Source organism: Rhodopirellula sp. UBA1907 (assembly GCF_002337565.1).
Lineage (GTDB): Bacteria > Planctomycetota > Planctomycetia > Pirellulales > Pirellulaceae > Rhodopirellula > Rhodopirellula europaea.
In genome coordinates this window covers 57,018-78,843 of record NZ_DDGH01000033.1, presented here as the reverse complement: position 1 = coordinate 78,843, position 21,826 = coordinate 57,018, and the positions used below count along the sequence as shown (strand labels likewise).

Genomic DNA, 21,826 nt, shown 5'->3' with positions numbered 1-21,826 from the left:
GAGGGTGCGTCAGTCCGGTCCGACCGCCCTCGATTGTAGTCTCGCTCAATCGCGATTGTCACTGATCGGGCCGAAATGACCGCACCCAGCGGGAGTTGGTCGCCAGAATATTCCTCACGACCTGTTGCGTTTCTTCCAATTCAAAAGGGTCGTGTTCCAATTCATGCTCGAGCAGTTCAAGCTTTTTGCGAATCAGATAGCCCTGCATCCGCTGGTAGGGGCGAATCTGGCCTGTGCGAATGAATGTGCCGACTTCCATCCGGCGGCTCCAGTCTTCCCAAACCGGCAACCAGTACAACGCGTGTTCGGCTTGGCCGCTATTGGCGGCTGCCAGACATTCGGCCCGAGCCATGCTGATTTCGTCCAGGCATTCCTCGGCTGATGGGTAGTAGGCGAAGCAGGCGACGACGCTCATCGCGACCAGTCCCGCCAACATGGTCGCTCCGATGACGCCCGGCGGGACAACGATGTCGAGTCCCTTTCGAGCTTGTGCGTCTTGCGACGAGAGAGAGGAAGCGAACGAGTCAGCTTTGGCGGTGCTCACTAACCAAGCCTCATCGATTTTCATCAAACGCAAGCCGATGCCAATCAGGCTGAAAACGCCTAGTGCGGAGAGCGCTGCGATGACGCTGAAGTCCAGTTCCTTGACAACCAAATCGTACAAAGCGTTTGCGCCGAGGCTGTGGTGAATCGACATCGGGTTGGCGTAGACGTCGAAGGCATGTGTGTGCCCGGCAGGTTCGACGCCCGGCGGAACGAGTGGTCGATTGATCGCGTATGAAATGCCCAGCACGATCACTATCAAAGAAGCGGTCCAGCACGCGGTGGCTTTGATTCCATAGTTCTTGCCAAACCAGAACGGTGTTGCCAAGTTCATGCCCGTGCCCAAGATCAACAACGTGAACGCGGCGCCAGGGGAATTGGCATGTTGGAACATCATGCCGAGTTGGCTCATCGCCAACATCGGTGTCGCATAAACAGGAATCGCGACCCCGAGCATTGTGAGAGGGGCGAACCAATCATCGCGTTCCACCGAGTGCTGCATCGCTCCATATGGCAGGACCGTCGCCAGGATCGCGAGACCAGACAATGCCAACATGGTCAAACCAAGATTGACGCCGGTGAGTTCTCGGGAGAAGTGAACGAACGTTGCCGCGAGTCGTCGCAAGCCAATCAGGTGATCTTGGGGGGCGTCATCGGTGCCGTCCGTTTCCGAGTCATGCTGGTTTGCAAGCTCATCTTCTGGCTCTTTGCGGTTGGACCATCTTTCGATCGAGTCCCAGAACAACCCCAGTGCCGTGACGATGATCAGCGAGCCAAATGCGAACAGCAGGATCACCATTGGGCGGCTGAGCGTGAGCCCGTAAAGCAGCGAGAGCGGATTGAACAACGGAGCGGAAAGAGCGAACGCCGACATCGCTCCAGGCTTCACACCCGCCCGACGCATCTCACGCAAAATCGGCAGCACGCCAATCGAGCAAACGGGCAACAGCATCCCGACCAACCACGATTGTGGTAGTGACCGAAGGGAGTCACCGCCGAACAGTCTTCGCGTGCCTTTTTCGCCCAGGTAGTACCGAATGATCGAAGCGATCAGCATGCCCACCAGAAACGTCGGCGCCGCGGCAGCGAAGCCTTGAAGGACGCGAACGAGTCCGCCCATCAACATGATTGAAATCGGTTGGCTCATGATCCGGTTGCCTTCAAACTGGCGAGTTGGTCAGGGGTTTTTGCGATCGACGCGTCGATCAGTTGGCAAAGCGATTCGATTTGTTTCAGGTCGTCATTGGAGAACGGTTCCTTCGTTGCATTCAGGTTTGCCGAGACGGCTTGGCTGCTTTCGTACAGCGGAATCCAATCGGCTTCCGACAAATTCGTGTCGGCGGCAACTTCGCCCACCCAGTCCACGAGGTCTTCGATTTCATGACGCAATGGTTCGTCTGAAAAATCGTTGTTCGCGGAGATGCGAGAGCGGAGTTTGCTCGACAAATCGGCGAGGTCTTCGGGCCAGTGCGCAGACACGACGTGATCGTGTTCAAAGTTCGATGTTTTGGGAGCGTCGTCCGTGCTGCAGCCGGCGAGCACTGCAAGCAGCAGGAATGCCCAAGGAAGATTTCGAGTCATCACTTGTACTCCGGCGCGGGAACTTGGGTCATGATTCGATCGATCACCGAATCGGAGTCGTCGGCCATCGTCAGCAGTCGCACGGACAGCACCGGGTGAGCCACTTTGGCAACGTCGCTGGGGGTCACAAAGTCGCGTCCTTGAAGCACCGCCCAGGCTTGCGCAATCCGTTGCCACAGCAACATGCCTCGCGGGCTGACTCCGAGCTGGATGGCCGCGTCGTTGCGAGTCGCCTCGACCAAGTCAACCAAATACCCCTGGACCTTCGGATGAACCGATGTCGTTTGCACTTGCTGTTGAATCTGCCTCAGTTCCGCCAATGACAACGTGCTGGATGCTCGCTCGTTGACGCTGTCGGCTCGGGCTGCGTTTTCAAGAATACCAAGTTGTGCTTCGCGGTCGGGGTATCCGATTTGCAGTTTGATGGTGAACCGATCCAGTTGGGCTTCGGGTAACGGATAGGCACCGTGCGAGTCGATTGGGTTTTGCGTTGCGATGACGAGAAACGTCTCGGACAACGAATGCGGCACCGAATCGATTGTGACTTGCCGTTCTGCCATCGCCTCCAGCAAAGCGCTTTGAGTCCGAGGCGTGGTGCGGTTCAGTTCGTCGGCCAGAAGCACATCGGCGAAGACCGGTCCGGGATGGAACTCGAACTCACGAGTCTTTTGGTTGAACAAGTTGAATCCCGTCACATCGGTCGGCAACAAGTCCGGCGTGCATTGAATTCGGGCCAGTCGTCCACCAAGGCAATCCGCGAGTGCTTTTGCCAGTGTGGTCTTGCCCGTTCCTGGCAAATCATCCAGCAGCAGGTGCCCTTGCGCGAGCAAGCATGCAATGACCATTTCGATTTGCTCGGTCTTGCCCAGCAGGACGCTTCCCAGTTGATCGCGTATCGATTGCAATGCGGTTTGTGTTCGATTTTCGTGTTCGGTTGCCACACTCATGCCATTGTCTCGTTTGTCATCGAATTCAGTTGTTTTGTATTCAAGGCACGGACGAGCGAGTTGAGTCGGCGACGATCGATCGGTGCGGGGGTTCCAAAGGTGGCTTGGTCGGCCACATCACAAAATTGCTGGACGTGATCACGCATGTGGAGATCGCGAACGACGAGAGTTTCCAGCCAATCGCGTTGTGGTTTCCCGGTCGGTCGAGCCTTGCCGATCAAACTCGCACGCGTTTCCACAATTCGCATGGCGATTCCGAGCTGTTTTCGAGATGGCAGCAACAACGACAGTGACCAGGCTGCTGTCAGCAGCCAATCAATCCAGACCAGGCGTGTGAGATAGGTCACCACACCCAGTGCAGCGATCAGAAGACCGTGCATCCAATGGGCAGCCGCGAAGCGTTTGGTACTCAGCCAAAGCGAGGGTTTGTAAACAGGTGGTTCGTATCCCGGTGTCGGTTCCAGCTCAAACCAACGCCCATCATCAAGTTTGATTTCGACCCAGAAGTGGATGTCTTCGGGGGTGATGTTTGCATGCCCCGCCGAGATGTCGTAGGCGTCCGGAGGAACATAGAACCCCGTCACCAATCGCGATTGCAGTCCGATCTCACGTGCTTTCAATGCCGCGACGGTTGCAAAGAGATGATCGCCACCGCGACGTGTCTGCAGGAACTCTTCGACTGGATTGTCGGTCAGGGTTGGCGTGTTGCGATCGAACGTGAACTCCGCTCGCAATTCATCGACGATATCCTGCAGTTGTTGATAAGGGTGCGAGGCGGAATCGGATGTTGCCTGTTGGCTTGCGTCCACTTTGGTTTGGTTGCCCGCTAACCGATCCCACAGTTCGTCTTCCATCACTTGGATTGATGCCAAGTTCACCACCGTCAACGGCGGGATCTTGTCTCGTTCTGGCATGAACAGCGATCCATCGTGTTCGATTCCGAAAAAGTCTTGCCGGTTCACGTCCTTGATATGGAGTCCTGCCGTCATCATGGGCGTTGGGAACCGCGTCGAATCGAGACGCAGCACTTTCAACAAGTTGACCGTCACCAAATCGCTGTCGCTGAGTGCTCTGGATTCCAACTTGGGGTCGAAGAACCAAACCTTTTTGTCGATCTCTCGCTGGCTCAGTTTGTCGTTGGAACGATCGACGGTGTTGGTCCAGTCAACGCCATCGAATGTGTCAAAGCGTTCCATCGCCAGTCGCATGCCAGTCGGACCGGCCCACTGAATCACCGCATTTTCTTTCGCGTCTTCAAAGTGGCGATGTTTCTTCGGTGGCATGCGATCGGTGCTGAATGAAGAGCCACCTTTTTCGCTCTTGGCGGCTTGATCGTGCATCGGAATGAGGTTTTCGTTTCCCATCGCTTGGCGACGATCCCACTTCATTTTCTGTTTGGGTTCACCGATCATCTCGTTGACCATGTCGAAGAGTGACGACTCGGTGGATTCCAAGAAGATCTCGGACTCGACTGCGCCGAAGGACTCGGCATGATCTTTTGCCGCGATGGCTGCGTCGCCGGATCCAATTCCTGAACGTGCCGCCGGGTCCGACCATTTGGATCCGCCGCTGGTGGGCATCACACCGTTGGTCATTCGGTTGGCGGGCCCGACGTGGTTTCGAACCGCCAGTCCACCGGCGATGCATAAGACGACCGCTACGAGCACGCTCGCTGGGCGAACTCCCACGGTGGGGCGAACGGAGTCGGGCAAGCAGACATCGAGTTTCTCCCAGTGATTGGCGACCAAGTGCCAAACACAAACGCTCATCCAAGCAACCGCGATCCAAACCGCTTGCGAGTGTTCAGAGATCGAGGTGGCAAACAACACCAGAAAGCCACTGGCGACCAATGACATGGCTCGAGTGCGATCCGTTTTCGCCGCAACGGCAACGGCCAGCGAGACCGAACCAAAGGCCGATAGAGTGGACATCTCGAACGCGATTGCTGATCCGAAAGTACGGGCCAAGATTGCAAAAAGAACGGGAGCAATCGCGAGCAGCGTCGTAGCGGAGCTCGTCAAGAGTTTCGATCTGCCTGATTCCGCACCGAAAGTCTTGGCGAGTTCCACGGCAGCAAAGAGTGCCAGCAGCGTTCCGAATTCAGCCAGGAACCAAACTCGTGACTCAACATAAAATCGCAATGGCAGCACCGATGCGATCGCAAGGATCGCTAGCAGGATGGTTTCTCTTCGTCTACGCGGCGGCGTCTGCATCTCGCACCTCCGTCCAAAAACTCAAGACCTGGTCAACCAGTGCACTGCACGATTCGATTTGCTTCATCACCGATCGCCCGCCGGCTCGGCGTCCGCCGCGAGGATCGATCACTTGCACGATTTCGCTGCCGTGGCGATCGGATGAAAACTCGATCCGTGCGTTCTTGCCGGTTCGTTTCCGCTGGATGACAGCGGTCGTTCCATCGGCGGGAATCTCGGTGAGGGCGTTGAGTATTTGCTGCCTGCCTTGACTGCCGCGTGCGAGCCGCAGACTTTGCGAACCAATCGTGACTCGCATCGGCACACCGGATTGCTGCAGGTTGATCAAGACGCTCGCGGCCATGCGAATTCGATTGGCCAACAATTCGCGTCCGGTTGGTCCGGCGTGTTCTGCACCCGAGAGTGACATCACGGTGGAAGGATGCATCACGGTGTCGATGAAGACATCGAGTTCAACCGACTGCGGACCGCCACGTTCCGTCACGACCAATGAGTCCACCTTGGCCGATGCGACCCAGTTGATGTGTTTGGCGGAGTCGCCACGGCGATAGTCGCGTACTCCGATGAAGTCACCGCTCCGCCCGCCGCGATTGCCGTCGCCTTGATCGGTGCTGGTCAGTCCGATGATTGGGCAGACGCCGTGAACCAGGTAAACCTTGGGCCAAACGGTGAGCGACTTCATCGTCGTCAGGTTGCGACGCGCCGTCCAAATTCCAAACGGAAACGAACAAGCCACTTGTGGCAATTGAATGGGGTAGTGACCTCGCAGTGAAGGATGGACGGTGATCCCGTATTCACTGACGCACAAGGGCGCGACGCACGCGAGCCCAACGGTGGGAACCGCTTCATCGCCTTCGCAATCCAGGTAGCCTTCGACGGCCAATCCCCAAACGGGAATGGGAAGTCGGTTGCGGACGGCGACGAGCATTCGGCAGGCATCGCCTTCGTGAACGGAGTCCGCTTCGGGACGCAACTCACATGTGGTGACGTACACAGCAACCAGGGGCCACGCCATGCCGACAACGATGATCGCGGTCAACGAGGCGGCCAGGACCCAGCCGATCGGACTGAGGTACAGACCAACAATCACGCTGATTGCGGTTGCGAGAACGAACCAACCGATGGGCTCTTTCAGCCAATAAACAAAACGGTTCGCCCAGGGACAATAGTCGGTTGTCATCACACGAGACAACCAACTCACGGACCTAGGCATTTCATGGACAACTGCCATGGAAACGCACCTCGGGTACGGAAGCGAAACAGGGGAAACAATCACACAGCGTCAGACGCTGGGCGGACCCCGTACCCGATGAAGATGGCAAATCGCTTGTGGGACGAAAGCGTTTTCCGCAATCGCCACGTCGCGGCTGGCAGTCAGCGGCTCCAGTTGAACCGTGGTGTCCCAAAGAAAGATGGCATGACGCGACGCAAAGAAACTCTGGCAAATCGAGCAGCGATCCGAGTCATGTGGCTCAGACGGTTGATCCGATTCCGACTCGGCCAAGATGACATTTATGTCGCTCTGGCAAGTTGTTTGGTGTTCGTCCGCGCTGGTGTGAGCGTGGTCGCAACCCCCGTGGTCACTGTATCCCTGCTCACTGTGATCGTGTGTGTGGTTGGCGTGGGCATGACAATGCGATTCGACATGCGGGAGTGCTGATGAATCGCAATGAGCGGCGCAACAACCTGATTGGTGTGACGAGCATCCAACGTGAACCCAACCTGCAACATTGCCAAACAGCAATGCAGCCAGTGTGAGGTAGACGGTGAGGATCCGGAACGACGCCAAGGGTCGGTTGCCAACGTTGAAATGTGAAAGAAGCCTGAATGCACTGCAGATTGATTCAGGCATGAATCAACGGTCCGACCAAGGATGCAATGATTGTTCTCGCGACGTTACGGCTTGTCAATCGAAAAGGTTCGCAGCGTCCGTCAGATTGATTTTGATCCGTGCAAGAAATGGGAGCATGCTTGAAAACCACACACATATTTCATCTCAAACGGTTGACGAATTTCGCTCCGGTCGCAATCGTACCGAAACTCTTCAATTGTCCTTGGTCGGACCACCTGACGCGACTTCGTCGACGTTTTCGCTCCTTGCGGCTGTCATGTTCCGCCCCACTTCTTTCGCATTTTTGCTGCGAAGCGACTCGTACCCAGGTTTCCGCCTGAACGCGAATCACGCCTCGCGATGTTGGGATTGGCGTTCGTGCTGCCAGGCAATGGCGTTGCGAATTTGAACACTCCGGCAGCTCAGTACTGCCAGTCGAACCCATTTTCAGGCGGTGCGATTTGCCCGCTCAGCTTCAACGATGCAGGAAGAACTTCAATGGAACGGAACAACATCTGTTTCGCGATGGTGACGCTTTGCGTGGTGCCATTCGCCTTGGTTTTGACAACCAACTCGCATGCCGAGTGGACCTCTTTTCGGGGCGGCGGTTCCTCGCATGGAACCGCCTCGCTTCCCACAAAGTGGGCCGGAGATTCAGGGATCGCTTGGCAGCGGGAGCTTGATGGATATGGGCAGTCGGCTCCTGTCGTTCACAAGGACGCTGTCTACACGACCAGCGTCAAAGGCTCGATGTCCGAATCCTGCTTGGTGCAATGTCACGATCTCGCGACGGGGGCTCTTCGTTGGACCTATGTCAAAGAATCCACGCACGGGCATCCATCCAATTACATGAACGCTCGTGCGGCACCCACGCCGGTGGTGGACGACGAAGGAGTGTATGCCTTCTTCGAAACGGGAGATTTGGTTGCCGTTGATCTGCAAGGCAAATTGCTTTGGGCTCGCGACGTATCCAAGTCGACTGGCAAGTTCGACAATTCGCACGGCGTGGGAGCTTCGTTGGCCCAGAACGCCACTCATTTGTTTCTCAATTTGGAGCATGGTGGACCATCTTTTTTGACCGCCATCGAGAAACGGACGGGCAAGTCGTCGTGGACCGTCGATCGCGAATCGTCGAAGTCCTGGTCGTCACCGATTGTCGCTGAAGTGAATGGCGTGGAGCAACTGATCGTCAGCAGCGGAGGAAGCGTGACCGGCTATGACGCGTCCAACGGCGACGTGTCGTGGTCGCTCGATGGCCTGGAGGGCAACTCGGTGCCCTCGCCCACTTTGGCTGGCAATTTGTTGCTGATTGGCGCCCGACTGCCAGAGTTTGCCGGTGATGGGGACGTGCGGTCCAACTGCTGTTTGGATCTTTCTAGAATCGAAAATGGACAGCCTCATATTGCCTGGCGTGCGGACAAAGCGATCTGCGAATACGCCAGCCCGGTCGTCGCCAGAGGGCACGCCTACTTCTTGAACAAGGCCAATGTTCTGCATTGCTTGGACGTGAAAAGCGGAGAGATCGTTTACCGCCAACGGATCGATGGAGATTGTTGGGCGACTCCGATTGTCTCCGATGGAAGGCTCTACTTCTTTTGCAAGAACGGTCAGTGTCATGTGATCGCTGCGGGGCCCGAGTTCAAAAAGCTGGCCAGCAATTGGTTGTGGAATCAAGACACTCCGCCAACGCCCGAAACGTACCAGGAGTTTTCGGGTGAGCCCGGTGGCTCGCACGGGCATGGTGGGCAACATGGTGGTGGCGAAAAGGCTTCGCCAGTTTCCGGAGGTCCAGGTGGAGGCATGGCCGCCCGGATCAAGGCTGGCGATCAGAACGGGGACGGTGTCTTGGAAGGCGACGAAATTCCCGAGATGTTTCGAGGCAGGATTGGGCGAATAGACACCAACGCCGATGGCAAGCTCGATGAGCAAGAGGTAGATGCGATGGCCAAGAGTTTCGCTGAACGGCGGAAGAACTCCGCGGCCTCCTCCCGTGATCCGATTGTGTACGGAGTCGCGGCATCGGGTGAGCAAATCGTTGTTCGAACCGGCACTCGGTTGTTTGTCATCGGCGATTGATCACCGAATTCAACGAGGCAGCAAGTGGTAGGCAAAGACGATTGGCCAACGTCCGGTTCGAGCTGACGGCCCAACATGATGACCAAGGAACGTGCGGCGTAAAAACGTCGAAATTTTGAAGTTTTCGACGATGAACTTGACGAACGGATGGGTTGTAGTCATCGTACTAGGCAGCAATCGTCTTTGGTCGGACCACTTTGCAACAATCTAAAACTCTCTGAATCGAACGTCGCTTTCATGACTTCGCTGTTCCGGCCCCTCGTCGCTAGCCTGCTCTGCAGCTTGATCGTTTTCGGTCACGCTCCGGCTTGGTTGCATGTGGCCACCTGTGATAGCGAGTCCCATTCGCATGCGGATGACAACGCCAGCGACGCAGTTTCTGTTTGTCCGCACGGGTGTCATCATCACGTGACGGAATCAGAGGCATCGACCACGGATGCTTCGGAAACGGTTCCTCACTCGCAAGATTCAAACGCACCTCACGACCACGATACCTGCGGGATTTGCCAATCATTGGCGAGCCCCGTCGGTGTGACTTGGGACTTGGTGGTTGTTCTTCCGACCGAGTATGCATCGGAACTCACCAGCGTCCCCGCTGTTCGCCCTTCGTTGGCGACTCTTCTTTCGATCCCGCAGCCTCGCGGGCCACCGGCGATCTTCGCTTAGGTTTTGCATTCTGTCCGTGGGAAAGGCTTCCAGCCTGTCGTCCACACATGACGGTTTGAAAGCCAATCTCACGCTCTCCACCTCGTTTGTCTTGGTGCTCGCTGTTGATCGGTGCGCGCTGACTCAACTGGACTCACGACCCAATACGTCCCGCCGCGCGGCGGTGCGATCGGTCAATCGGTCCGACCAAACCTGATCGGTTGTGCTTCGCGCGGTGGGGCTCCTTATACAAGACAGATCGATTCAGCAGCGGAAGCGCAAAAGCCATCCGTGAAAGAGTCACTGCACCGGACGGCTCGCGCCGTTCCGCTAACAAAACAACGTGTGCGGTTTGTTCGTCGCCGCCGCACATGCCTGCATTGGTCATGCGGAACCTTTGGTCAGGCGGCAAAACATTTTTCTGAAACCCGTTTTCTCAAAGGAAAACACAATGCGTAAGTTTTTGAACAACAAGAAGGGCCAAGGCCTGGTTGAGTACGGTTTGATCATCGCCGGTGTGGCTTTGATTTGTGCCGCTGCGATCTCAGTGTTTGGTCACAAGACCAGCGATTTGATCGGTGCAACCGCAGCGATCTTGCCGGGTGCACACGATGATGACAACGGACCGATTACAAGCGGCAAGCTGATTGAAACGACAACGGATGGCACTACCGGTGCGATCGAAGTCGACGCCGCAACGATTGCAACTGGGGGTGAACGCTTGGGGCAAAACGTTGGTCTTGACACCCCAACGGACTTTGGTGGTTTGGTCCTCGAGGCTGAGTGATCAAAGCATAAACGTCTACGATGCCATCCACTCGCGGCGAGTCACGCTCGCCGCGAGTGGTTTATCTGTTTTGATGTGGCGTAGGCTTCCAGCCTGTGTGTCCTATCTCACAGGCTAGAAGCCTATGCCACTTGGTGGTTCCGGATGTTTCTGTTGGTCGCATCGATTGTCGCTTGCTTGTTGGTTTGGGCCTGCTTGCATGATTTGCAAACTCGAGAGATTCCCGATTGGATTTCGGTTTTGATTGGTGTCGTTGCGGTTGTCAGTTCCCTGCTCGGCTGGCTTGGGATTTCGATCGTTTGGGTGTTGGCCGGTGGAGTCGTTGGACTTGCGATCGCGTACGCCTTGTTTCGATTCGCGAGGCTCGGTGGTGGCGATGGCAAACTCATCATCGCGATCGCCATGTTGGTCGGACCTGTTGGGATTTTGATTGTGTTGTTTGGAATGGCCATCGCCGGTGGCGTGCTCTCTCTCATCGCGATGCTTCGCGGCGAGCGAGACTACGCCTATGTTCCCGCCATCGCGGCGGGGTTTGTTGGCTACGTCGGTTTCGTTCACTTCCTCGTCTGATTCGAAGAGGATCGTTTCCATGTTGAAGAGCGCGAAGTGATGCGAAGTTGCTGCCGCAAACGATCCGGTCAAGCACTCGTCGAGTTTGGGCTCGTCGCGTTGGTGCTGTACATGCTGGTGGGTGGCGTGATCACGTTCGGCATCTGGATTTATGCGGCGGGGCAAATTCAACAAGCGGCCAACGTGGGCGCCCGGGAGCTTTCACAAACGCCGCTGCCATTTGACGAAACGTTTGAGGATGCACTCGACCAAGAAGTTGTCCGCCAGCGAGTCTATGACGATCGCTGGTTGGTGATCGACTTGGATGAGCTGGAAGAGGAAAATCCTGACTACAACTTTTTCCAAGATGTGGTTCCACGCATGCCTCTGTTGAATCAGCAGTTGGCGGTTCTCTACATCCGCGACGATGTTATCGATAAACGTATACCAACGCTCGATGATGATCGCGGTTACCGTCGTTTGATGCGGTATCCGGGGGCATTATTGAATCGCTCTGAAGGTGAGCCCGATGAGTCGGGGATCGAGTATCCCGACTATGTCGCGGAAGATTACGTCGTTCAGATCCCTCTCGTTGTCGAGAGAAAAGAGGGGCACAACAACGGCGGTGGTGCTGAAAGAATTCGTTGGGTTTGTGTGGTCGAGGAAGTTGATGACCCCGATACCAACCCCGAACCATTTTCTCTCGAAAATTCAAATCAAGACATGCGAGGCGTCGTGGCACTTCGTGTCCACTATCCCGCCCAGTCGACTTGGTTGAGCAGCTATCAAGACCGTGGTGCGTTTGTGTCGAACGGCGGTGATCCCAATGTCGCCAACGATGATGCCGTCGAACCACTCAATCCTGAAGCAATGAAGGGCACGCTGTTCGATAGCAAACCACTCGTGTTTGAGAATCCGCTTGGAGAATCGGTCTACGCAGGAACTTACGGGGGTAAGTATGGGCTCGGCATTCATGGAGCGATGACCAGCCCCGAATTGACAGGCGATGCGATCGGAATTCGTCCATACCGGCGAGTGCTGGTGTCGCACGCCATTTTTCGCAGGGAAGTGTTTTTACCCTCCACTGAAGATTCCGAGGAAACGTTGACTCCATGAATGTGGGATAGGCTTCCAGCCTGTCGTGCGCGATTGGCAGGCTGGAAGCCTATCCCACTGTGAAGACAACAGTCCATCATGCGAAAACAAAAATCATCTTTTGGGATATTCAAAATCCTGCTGGCGTTGCTGCTGGTCGTCTTGGTTCTCGGCGGTGGCCTGATCGCTTCCCTGTGGGCATCTGGAGTGCCCATGGAACGGCTCGCTTTTTGGCGGGTCGAAGAGACCCGGCCCGATTCCATCTCGCTGCCAATGAACTGGCAGACGATCCCCGCCTACAGCAAAGTCACACGCAACGACTTGGTCGATCCACGTACGGGCGGCATTCATGGAATCGAGATTCCACTGACGTCACTCGGCGGCATGAGTGCAACGATTGTGGATGGCGATGGCAATGGCGAGTTGATCGACAAACGAATCCAACTGGCACAGCGCACCGACGATGGTGTTGTCATGCAACTCGAAGACGGATCGGTCATCACCAGTCGCCAATTGGTGAAACTGGGTGGTGCGTACACGCAGGCGACGGACATCATTGGACGAGTCGTCAAGAGCGACAAGTCATCGGGCTTCGCGTTCGCCGAAGCCAACTTCTTCGAGCGTGGGACACCAGCCGGTTTGGCCGGTGCGACTCCACCGGGCATGCGAGCGATGACGTTGGAAGCTGCTCAGCTCGCTGGCGTGCATCGCATCAGCATGGGGGAACAGATTGATCTGGTGGCCAATATCCCGCTTCAAAAACTCAGCCGCTTTGAGTTTTCGACCGGCAGCCAATTGCCTGGCGCGGAGCTGGTGGCGGATGCGGGACGAGCCAGTCGCGATCAAGACAAAGAGACAACGGCCCGGTTGGTCGCACGCCAAGCGGTGGTGCTGACGCCGGTGATCAAACGTGTCAGCACCGAAACATCGGCTTCGCTTTCGCAGGGCAAGCGACTGTTGAGTGTGCCGGTCGAGGAAGTCGTCTTGGCTGTTGCCGCCGAGGACGTCTCCGCGGTCACATCGGCGTTGGAGCTGGGAGCAACCGTCAACGTCTTGGTCCGCAGCGGACGACCCGACACGGATCAACCGTCGACCAATGTTCCCGCCGGCCTGGTTGCAGTTCCAATTCCCGGGCAGACCTTGTTGGCTTACCAAACGATCCGGCCGACCAGCTTTGAAGATCCCGCGACGGCTTACGTGCGAACAATTCAAGTCTCCGTCGAAACGGCGAGTCAATCGAACTGGATCACGGATCTTTCGGACTTGGTGGGGCGGATCCCTCGTCACGATCTTCCCGCGACCGTACCCATTCAAGAAGGCGACTTGATGCCCGTCGGCACGATGGTTGGGCTTTCCGGTGCGACGCCTCCTGGAAGGGTTTTGTTCTTCTTGGATACCGAGGGGCTGATTGGTGGGGATGCATTCGAGTTCGGGCAGCATCTGGATCTCGTGGCGAGCCGGACGGCCGATGAACCACGTGGCGGCAGCCGCGGTGGCTTTGCCAACGTCAAGCTCACCGATGCTCAGCGAACTCGGGTCGACCCCATTGCGGACGACGTCATCGTCGTGATGCCAACGCGCTCACCAGGCAATCCAACGGCCAGGAAATCGAAAGACTCGAAGGATTCCGAGTCGCCCAAGTTGATCGTCGCGGTTCGTCCCGACCAGGTCGCTCAGTTGGAATACGCCGTCGCGGTGGGAGCGAGTCTGCGAGCGACGGTCCGGTCGGGCAGTTCGCGGGTCGACGCGTTGGATTTGGTGAGCGACACGCCGCAACGAGTGACCGTGATGAAGTTCGATCCGCTTTCGGATGCCAAGCGAACCGATATTTTCGTCGGCGGTTCGCGAGAAGCCCAGTTGTTTGGGGCGGAAGAATGAGAGGGGAAGTTGGCAAAAGTATCTGGAGTTGTGGGGCGAGCTGGTTGTCCTCGTCCGCGGGTGCTAGGAGTGGATTTCTTCGACCCCTCCGGGGTCGCGCATCGCGTTGTTGCCCGCTATCCGTGGGTGCGCTTCGCAACCCACGGCTACCGTCTTTTATCCCTTCGGGATCGTTGAGTGGAGGACACCGCGAAGCGGTTCATTGCTGGAGCCCAGCCCACCGCGAAGCGGTGAAAGAGGGTAGCCGGGGGTCGCGAAGCGCACCCCCGGAACGTCGTCCAACGTGCCGGCCTGGCCCCGGAGGGGTCAAAGAAGCATCGCGCACTTCAATCCAAGTATCTCGGATCGTACTTCACCCCGGCACGATCAAGCATTTCGATCAGCTCCTCTCGGAACATTCGCTTGCGATGATGTTCTTCTTGGTTTTCGATGTATCGCCGAACCTCGGGGATGGCCGATGGGCTGAGCGAAAAGACGGCGTACCCGTCCTGCCATTGAAAGGGCTCGCAACCAATCTCCTCATGGACCCATCGGCTGGTCGATCCTTTCAGCTCCCGCATGAAGTCAGCAATGCAATGCGTGGTCTTGAGTCCGACGAGCAAGTGGACGTGATCTTCAACGCCGCCGACAGAAAGAGGGATGCCGGTGAGCTCACGAACGATTCCACCCAGGTAAGCGTGCATCCGATCTCGCCAATCGATCTTGATCCAGGGCTTGCGGTGCTTGGTGGAGAAGGTGATGTGGTAGCGCAAGCTGTAGAACGTCGACATGGCGGAGCCTTGGGGCTTGAGTGGCAAGTGACGCCATCAATTCTACGGCGTTGTTGGGAAGGTTTGTCAGATCTTCGACCCCTCCGGGGTCGAGACTCTCGTTGTGACGCCCGGTCCGTGGGTGCGCTTCGCGACCCACGGCTACCATCTTTGATCCCTTCGGGATCGTTGCGTGGGGGATACCGCAGAGCGGTTCATTGCTGGAGCCCAGCCCACCGCGGAGCGGTGGAAGATGGTAGCCGGGGGTCGCGCAGCGCACCTCCGGGCCTAAGACGCGCCAATGAACGTGACCCCGGAGGGGTCAAAGAAGCTCGGCGTGGAGCCGTGTTGATTCTGGTGGTGATGCTGCTCTTCGCTTTGCTGGCGATCGCGGGGCTGCTGATCGATATCGGAATGGCGCGGCTCACCCAGGCTCACATGCAGTCGGTGTCCGATGCCGCTGCGATCGAAGGTGGTTGGCAGATGGCGATGGGAGCTGACGAAACGATGACACGTGATGCTGTCATTCGTCGCGCAGCAGAGATGTCCGAGAGTTGGGGGCCACATCGCATTGAGCTGGAAGACGGCTACGACCTCAACGATGACGAGAAACCGGAGAGCTCTCAAACGATCAATCGAGATTCCCTCGGTGATCCTGTTCGTCCGATGCTGGATCCCAATGCTGGCAACGACATCGCGGGCGACATCGTGCTCGGTGAGTATGTGCGTGGCGAGGTGCCAGACGATTTACCTGGTCTGCCCATTGGGTACGACCGCAGCCCGGCGTTTGAACCAAACGACGAGGACCCGAATTCGATCTTGGTTCGCCTACGTCGAACGGGTGAGGAAGGAATCGCAGGAGGCACCTCAGCCGAGCGTTTGACGTACCTGTGGAGCCGCGGTTCGCTCCTCGACTTGAGTTTGAAAGGTGATGGCATCGCCGTCCGTAGCGAGACGATCGCGAAGCTGGCTCCAGTTGTTGCTATTGGGGACGATGCTGAGGGGCTGCTGCCAACCGCACTGGATGCAGCGATTCCGCTGTCGCAAGTGACTGCGGAATCCTATGACCGTGAGTCGCTCATGGATCCAGTGGATCCGAAACAGATTGGAACGGTTGTCGAAAACGACGAGCCGACCAACCCCGAGGGCATCGGCTATCTCCCGATCGCAAAGGAGTTGAGTTCTGGACAATGGCAGGTGATCGGATTCATGTTTGCAGAAGTCACCGGCACTGAAGTGAGGCCCGTTTCGCTCGACGAAAGTGGATGCCAAACGGCCAATGCATCCGCAAGCTTTTTGCACGTTGTGGATCTTTCGGATGAATTGATCCATGAGAACCGAACGCTCACTGGGGAAGCCATTGCTCGCGCCCCAGTCCTGGTCCGTAGCCAACAAATTCACGGAGGCACACCATGACCAAGTTCCTCGCCGTCGTGCAGTCGGACTCGCTTGAGATTGAACTGGAAGCCGCCACCTCGGCTCTCGAAGGGGATCATTCCGTCGGTTTCTGCACCGATCTTTCGTCCGCGATCCACAGCATGCGGCATGATGCACCGGACTTGTTGCTGGTCGAGTTGTCTGGATCGCGAGAGTCGCTGGATGTCTGGCAGCATGCGATCGAAGTGCACCAGATCACTTGCCCGATCATCGGCATCTTGGATGACGATGCCGACCCCAGCGATGGACTGTTGGTGGAAGCTGTCCGCGTCGGGTTCCGTGATTTCTTGCGACGTCCAGCCAGTGCAGGAGAGCTTGCCGGTGTAATTCGCCGCGTCGCGCGGTCTCGCCCAGAATCGGGACGTCGCGGAAGGTTGCTGGCGGTCGCCAGTACCAAGGGTGGTGTCGGAAAGTCAACGATCGCCATCAACACCGCTGTTCACTGGGCTGCCACGACGAATCAACGCGTGCTGTTGGTTGATGCTTCACTGCAATTGGGAGTGGCGGCATCTCTGTTGGACCTGACGCCGGAAATGACGATCGCCGATGTCGCTGCCATGCGAGATCGACTGGATGCCACGATGCTGCGTGAAGTCACGACACGGCACGAGTCGGGACTGCATGTCTTGAGTGCACCTCCAACACCGGCGGATGCATCGGAGGTGGACGACACCTGCATGTCGATCATCTTAGGTGTTGCGAAATCGGCATTTGATTTGGTCATCGTCGATTCGTTTCCTTTGTTAGATGCCACCACGCTCGCGATTTTTGATCGAGCGGAGCATGTCGCGGTGGTGACGGAGAACGTCGTGCCCACGCTGACTGGGACCGCGGCAATGCTGAAGACGTTGGACCAATTGGACGTTCGCCGAGATCGACGTTCGTTGATCCTGAATCGGTTCCAGAATTGTGCGGGCAGTTTGTCCGCGGCCGAAGTGACGGAGCAACTCAGGGAACCAGTCGCTGCGGTGATCAAATACGACCGTCGTGTTTTGGAAGCTGCGAACCTGGGACACCCCGTCATCTCGACGCGTCGTTGGTGGGGCGTTGGCGGTGCGATGCGAAAGTTGGCCGATGAATTGTTACGCCGAGTTGGATCGGATCCCGCCAAAGTCACTGCTGTGCCCAGCCCTTCCGCAACCGAAAGGGTGACGTCCGATCAGGTGACTGAACAGCAGGCCGTCTCATGAGCGACTCGAATCTGCGATCTCGGCTGGGCAAGGTTGGACGACCGACTCGGTTGACAACCAGCAAACCGCAACCGGAACGACTCACCGAAGACACGGCGAAGCAAGCGGCGGACCCGGCTCGTCGCGGTCGAGCGGTGACGGTCAAAGGACGTCTGCATGGGCAGTTGCTCGATGACCTGGATCGACGCGGTTTGTTGACGGCCAACAACGAACAACTCAAAGAGGAAGTCGATGCCTTTGTCGCTGAGATAGCCGAGACCGAGCAATTGCCGCTGAACGATTCGGAGCGTTCACGTCTGGCAGACGACTTGTTGGAGGAAACGCTCGGGCTGGGACCGCTGGCACTGTTGATGGCTGATCCATCGGTGACCGACATTTTGGTCAACGGTCCACATCATGTCTTTGTCGAACGCTACGGCAAACTTGAGCTGACCGAGGTCGAGTTTCGTGATGACGACCACCTGACGCGAATCATTCAGCGGATCGCGACTCGCGTGGGACGCCGAATCGATGAGTCGCAGCCAATGGTGGATGCACGGCTTCCCGATGGCAGCCGTGTCAACGCGACCCTGCCTCCGGTGACCTTGGATGGTCCAACGCTTTCAATTCGCCGCTTTGGTCGGCGCCGATTGCGAGCGGAAGAATTGCAACGGCTGGGGATGTTCAATCCAACGATGGCCGAGTTCTTTTCCGTCGCGGTTCGATCTCGATTGAACATCCTGATCAGTGGAGGAACCGGTAGCGGCAAGAGTACTTTCTTGGGTGCGATCTGCGAAAGCATTCCTGACGACGAACGCGTGGTGACGATCGAAGACGCGGCCGAGTTGGTTTTGGATCAATTGCATGTTGTCCGAATGGAAACGCGTCCTGCCAACGTGGAAGGACGAGGGGCGATCGCGGCCCGTGACTTGGTTGTCAATGCCTTGCGGATGCGGCCGGATCGCATCATCGTCGGCGAAGTCCGCGCCGGCGAAACGCTGGATATGCTGCAAGCGATGAACACCGGGCACGATGGTTCGCTGACAACGGTTCACGCGAACAGCCCTCGTGATGCGATCTCACGCTTGTCGACGATGGTGTTGATGAGCGGCATGGAGTTGCCACCAACAGCGATTCGTGAACAGATTGTTTCGGCGATCGATTTGATCTTTCACGTTCGTCGCTACGAAGACGGCGTGCGACGTGTTGAATCCGTGGATGAATTGGTTGGACTGGAAGGCAGCACGCCGCAGTTGCAGCAAATTTTTCGGTTCAATGTCTCGGGGCGGAAAGGCAAGCGTCTGCAGGGAACGCATGTTGCGACGGGAACGGTGCCTCGCTTGGTTGAAAAATTGCACGCCCGCGCCATCGACGTGCCGACCTCTTGGTTTGAGACCGGGGGTGGTTCGACGTCATGACGGTCCTCCTCATTCTGGCTGTCACCTTGTTCGTGCTCGCCGGTGCGACGCTGGCATTGCGTCGTTCGTTGGCCGGTGCCACGGCGGGCAATCGACTCGGTGACAGCATCGCTTTGCTATCGCAGACAAATGATTCGTTGCCAGTTGATGCGAGTTTGGCACAAGCGGATCGCCGACAGATCATTCGACCGCTTTCGCGGCCACTTCGATTGGTTCCATATGTCATCGGGGCGTTGATCTCGCTGACGCTAGGGCTGTTGACCTCCATTCCTTTTTCGATCGTGGCAGCAATCGGAGTGGTCATCGCCTTGTTGTTGGCTCAGCTTGAATCGGGGTGGTACGCTTGGCGACTCAGTCGAATCGAGCGGCAGTTGATTGATTTGCTGGACATGATGATCCCAATGTTGCGCAGCGGGGCGGGAGCCTCGGCGGCACTGGCCGCGGCATCGGAGGTGACCGCTTCACCCTTGCGAGACCAGATCCATTGGTGCGTGCGACGCATCCAATTAGGCGATTCAGGAAGCAGCGTGCTTCGTGAGTTGGCGCGACGGATGCCCATTGACGCCATGGAGCTGTTTTCGACGACCATGAGCGTTCACTGGGAAACGGGTGGTTCGCTCGCTCCGGTGCTTGCATCTGTCGCACGAGTCGCTCGTGACCGGCAAGAGGTGGCTCGTCGAATCCGCAGCAATATCGCGCAAAGCCAATTTTCGACGATTGCCGTTTTGTTGCTGATCTACTTTGTCGCGTTGGTGCTGTGGTTGGACCGACCGGACGTGATGAAAGAGTTCGCCAGCAGCTCGCTTGGTTCCGTAGCCATCGCCGCGACGATCGTGTTGCAGGCCGTCGGAATCGTTTGGATGAACGCTATTAGTCGGCCAAAAGCATGAGCGTTCAACTACGAGTCACGATCGTAGTCGTCCTTTGGCTGGGCATCATCCTCGTTTGTTATGCCGTTTGGCGAAGGTACCAACGGCGTGGTGAGGCGTTGGACCGTTTGCAACGGGACGTGACGCGAACGGACTCATCCAAAATCGAGGAAAACCAAATCAGTTGGCTTCGTCGGCGGATGATGCTGGCTGGATACAGCACACCGGCCGCGGGGACGTTGTTGATTGCCGCGACCGTCTTGATGTTGCTCAGCGGGATCTGTTGTGCGTTGTTGTTTCGCTGGTCAGGGCTGCAACAAGTCTTTTTGGTAGGGATTGAATCTGTTCCCGGTGGGTTGTCGGGCATGCTCGCGCCGGTGGTGATTGTTTCGCCTTGGTTGATTGCGATCATCCTTGCGTCACTGCCAATCCTGGTGGTGCGAGCATCACGCCGTGCTCGGGTGTTGCAGGTGTCACGTGATCTGCCGCTTGCCATGGACCTCTGGGCCACGCTCTCGGAAGGTGGGCTAGGGTTTGATGCGGCACTCGATCGTTGGCAGCGGACTCAGCGTCCCGATCGAGTGTTGGCCAGTGCATGCCGCGGGTTTCAACGCGACTTGCTGGGTGGCATGCGACGGAGTGTTGCGTTTCGTAGGTTGGCGGGCCGGTTGGATGTTCCACCGCTCACCCGATTCACCGCCGCGATGATTCAGTCCGAACAAATGGGGGCCAGTGTCTCGGAAACATTGCGATTGCAAGCCGAAGATGTCCGTGCCGAACGGCGTGAAAAGTCGATGGCATTCGCACAGTCATTGGCCACCAAACGTGTGATTCCGTTGGTGGTTTGTTTCCTGCCTGGTTTGTTCGTTTGGCCTCTCGGTCCATTCTTCACCCAGTTGCTGCGAATCGTTGATTCGTTGACGGGAGGTGGAGGATGAGACACTTGATTGACGCGGCTACGAACGAAGTTCTGTTGAACCAAGTCGAAGTCGCCGACACCTTTTGGCGACGATTCAAAGGCTTGCAGTTTCGATCGTCGCTGCCGGCTGATACCGGATTGTTGATCACGCCTTGTTCGTCGCTCCACACATGTTTCATGCGGTTTCCGATCGACGTGGTCATGTTGGACCAAGAGTTATGCGTCGTTGGACTTCGCAAGCAGGTTCGCCCTTGGAAAGCCATCCTTTGTGCTCCGGGTACCAAGTCAGTAATTGAAATGTCATCGGCTTCGAAGCATTGGGCGGTCGGTCGGAAGCTCAAAATTGTCAGCGGTCTCGAAGGACGTCCTCGCAGTCAGTAGGCGAGAAAAACATGCACACTCATTCCCATGAACTGACGTTAGGACTTGCGTTCTTCCTTGGTGCTTTGCATGCCCTGGAACCGGGGCATGGCAAGACCGCGATGCTGGTCTATCTGTCTGGCGAGCGTCGAAGTTTCTGGCACCCGATCGTGATGGGAATCTCCAGTGGTTTGGCTCATTCCGTTTCGTTGATTGCGATCGCCATGGCGGTGCACCTGACGCATCACTTGGTGACCGGCGACCATCATCATGATGATGAAGTGGTCACGCAATCACTGCAGTTGATCAGTGCCGCGTTGGTGATGTGCGTGGGGATTTGGATGCTGTGGTCGGCTTGGCGGGCGAAGCCAATGGCGTGTGGGTGCAAGTCACATCCGCACGCCAGTTGCGATGCCGAGCCGGTGTCCAAGCGGTCGAGCTACTCGATGAGTGCGTTGTTGGGCATCGCCTTTGGGCTGCTTCCATGTCCCTCGGCCTTGGCCGCCTACTTCACCAGCATGTCGACTGGTTCGACAGTCGCGGCGTACGCGGTGATCGGTTTGTTTGCTGCCGGGATTGCCAGCAGTCTGACGCTGGTCGGTATTTTGCTGCAACGATTCGGCGGCGGCCTGATTCGCGAAGACAGCCGACCCGGAAAGCTACCCTGGCCGTATTTGCGTGCAGGGCTGATTCTTTGCGTCGGCGTTTTCTACTGCAGTCGACTTGCTTGGACCGCTTGATCGCTGCTGGGGATTCGATT

20 protein-coding genes are annotated in these 21,826 nt (G+C 57.1%); 14 read left to right on the top strand and 6 right to left on the bottom strand.

Going from position 1 to position 21,826, the window contains the following annotated elements; all coding sequences use genetic code 11:
• Positions 1-58 precede the first annotated feature (58 nt).
• From B2R17_RS07510 to B2R17_RS07490, 5 genes are read right to left on the bottom strand one after another with little or no spacing between them, the layout of a single operon-like run.
• Positions 59-1,690 carry a permease gene (locus B2R17_RS07510; RefSeq protein WP_286763479.1) on the bottom strand — a complete coding sequence of 544 codons (1,632 nt, stop codon included), beginning with the start codon at positions 1,688-1,690 and terminating at the stop codon, positions 59-61.
• Positions 1,687-2,124, bottom strand: a complete 438-nt coding sequence (locus tag B2R17_RS07505; protein ID WP_286763478.1) for a hypothetical protein — start codon at positions 2,122-2,124, stop codon at positions 1,687-1,689. The genes B2R17_RS07510 and B2R17_RS07505 overlap by 4 nt, the downstream gene beginning before the upstream one ends.
• Positions 2,124-3,071: an AAA family ATPase gene (locus tag B2R17_RS07500; RefSeq protein WP_286763477.1), complete on the bottom strand. Its 948-nt coding sequence runs from the start codon at positions 3,069-3,071 to the stop codon at positions 2,124-2,126. Before B2R17_RS07500 ends, B2R17_RS07505 begins: the two co-directional genes overlap by 1 nt.
• Positions 3,068-5,284, bottom strand: a complete 2,217-nt coding sequence (locus B2R17_RS07495) for a transglutaminase-like domain-containing protein (protein WP_286763476.1) — start codon at positions 5,282-5,284, stop codon at positions 3,068-3,070. The genes B2R17_RS07500 and B2R17_RS07495 overlap by 4 nt, the downstream gene beginning before the upstream one ends.
• Positions 5,265-6,464, bottom strand: a complete 1,200-nt coding sequence (locus tag B2R17_RS07490) for a DUF58 domain-containing protein (protein WP_286763491.1) — start codon at positions 6,462-6,464, stop codon at positions 5,265-5,267. The genes B2R17_RS07495 and B2R17_RS07490 overlap by 20 nt, the downstream gene beginning before the upstream one ends.
• Before the next feature lie 135 nt (positions 6,465-6,599).
• On the opposite strand from B2R17_RS07490, the gene B2R17_RS07485 reads away from it, so the two are divergent.
• The 7 genes from B2R17_RS07485 to B2R17_RS07455 all read left to right on the top strand — a co-directional run bounded on the left by B2R17_RS07485 (position 6,600) and on the right by B2R17_RS07455 (position 14,145).
• The gene (locus B2R17_RS07485; protein ID WP_286763475.1) at positions 6,600-6,944 is read left to right on the top strand and encodes a hypothetical protein; all 345 of its coding nucleotides are present in this window, start codon (positions 6,600-6,602) and stop codon (positions 6,942-6,944) included.
• Between the two features lie 669 nt (positions 6,945-7,613).
• Positions 7,614-9,191, top strand: coding sequence for a PQQ-binding-like beta-propeller repeat protein (locus B2R17_RS07480; RefSeq protein WP_158453544.1), 1,578 nt, complete (start codon positions 7,614-7,616; stop codon positions 9,189-9,191).
• 237 nt (positions 9,192-9,428) lie between these two features.
• Complete coding sequence (locus tag B2R17_RS07475) at positions 9,429-9,857, top strand: DUF2946 domain-containing protein (RefSeq protein ID WP_286763474.1); 429 nt, start codon at positions 9,429-9,431, stop codon at positions 9,855-9,857.
• Between the two features lie 430 nt (positions 9,858-10,287).
• Complete coding sequence (locus B2R17_RS07470) at positions 10,288-10,623, top strand: Flp family type IVb pilin (RefSeq protein ID WP_286763473.1); 336 nt, start codon at positions 10,288-10,290, stop codon at positions 10,621-10,623.
• A gap of 144 nt (positions 10,624-10,767) precedes the next feature.
• Complete coding sequence (locus B2R17_RS07465; protein ID WP_286763472.1) at positions 10,768-11,193, top strand: A24 family peptidase; 426 nt, start codon at positions 10,768-10,770, stop codon at positions 11,191-11,193.
• 39 nt (positions 11,194-11,232) lie between these two features.
• Positions 11,233-12,288, top strand: a complete 1,056-nt coding sequence (locus B2R17_RS07460; RefSeq protein ID WP_286763471.1) for a TadE/TadG family type IV pilus assembly protein — start codon at positions 11,233-11,235, stop codon at positions 12,286-12,288.
• Positions 12,289-12,366: 78 nt separating this feature from the next.
• Positions 12,367-14,145 (top strand): hypothetical protein, encoded by a 1,779-nt coding sequence (locus B2R17_RS07455; RefSeq protein ID WP_286763470.1) that lies wholly within the window; start codon positions 12,367-12,369, stop codon positions 14,143-14,145.
• Positions 14,146-14,471: 326 nt separating this feature from the next.
• Here B2R17_RS07455 and tnpA read toward each other — a convergent pair whose 3' ends face one another.
• Entirely contained in the window at positions 14,472-14,915 is a 444-nt protein-coding gene (gene tnpA, locus B2R17_RS07450) for an IS200/IS605 family transposase (protein WP_422662595.1), read from the bottom strand.
• A 324-nt stretch (positions 14,916-15,239) separates the two neighbouring features.
• Here tnpA and B2R17_RS07445 point away from each other — a divergent pair, with 324 nt between their 5' ends.
• Genes B2R17_RS07445 through B2R17_RS07415 form a run of 7 tightly spaced genes read left to right on the top strand, consistent with a single transcriptional unit; the run spans position 15,240 to position 21,806 of the window.
• Positions 15,240-16,310, top strand: coding sequence for a Tad domain-containing protein (locus B2R17_RS07445; protein WP_286763468.1), 1,071 nt, complete (start codon positions 15,240-15,242; stop codon positions 16,308-16,310).
• Positions 16,307-17,521: an AAA family ATPase gene (locus B2R17_RS07440; RefSeq protein ID WP_286763467.1), complete on the top strand. Its 1,215-nt coding sequence runs from the start codon at positions 16,307-16,309 to the stop codon at positions 17,519-17,521. The genes B2R17_RS07445 and B2R17_RS07440 overlap by 4 nt, the downstream gene beginning before the upstream one ends.
• The gene (locus B2R17_RS07435) at positions 17,518-18,918 is read left to right on the top strand and encodes a CpaF family protein (RefSeq protein ID WP_286763466.1); all 1,401 of its coding nucleotides are present in this window, start codon (positions 17,518-17,520) and stop codon (positions 18,916-18,918) included. Before B2R17_RS07440 ends, B2R17_RS07435 begins: the two co-directional genes overlap by 4 nt.
• Positions 18,915-19,808, top strand: coding sequence for a type II secretion system F family protein (locus tag B2R17_RS07430; RefSeq protein ID WP_286763465.1), 894 nt, complete (start codon positions 18,915-18,917; stop codon positions 19,806-19,808). The genes B2R17_RS07435 and B2R17_RS07430 overlap by 4 nt, the downstream gene beginning before the upstream one ends.
• Positions 19,805-20,725 carry a type II secretion system F family protein gene (locus B2R17_RS07425; RefSeq protein WP_286763464.1) on the top strand — a complete coding sequence of 307 codons (921 nt, stop codon included), beginning with the start codon at positions 19,805-19,807 and terminating at the stop codon, positions 20,723-20,725. The genes B2R17_RS07430 and B2R17_RS07425 overlap by 4 nt, the downstream gene beginning before the upstream one ends.
• A complete protein-coding gene (locus B2R17_RS07420) occupies positions 20,722-21,087 on the top strand; it encodes a DUF192 domain-containing protein (RefSeq protein WP_286763463.1) in 366 nt (121 codons plus the stop codon). Before B2R17_RS07425 ends, B2R17_RS07420 begins: the two co-directional genes overlap by 4 nt.
• 11 nt (positions 21,088-21,098) lie before the next feature.
• Positions 21,099-21,806: a sulfite exporter TauE/SafE family protein gene (locus B2R17_RS07415; RefSeq protein ID WP_286763462.1), complete on the top strand. Its 708-nt coding sequence runs from the start codon at positions 21,099-21,101 to the stop codon at positions 21,804-21,806.
• Positions 21,807-21,826 lie beyond the last annotated feature (20 nt).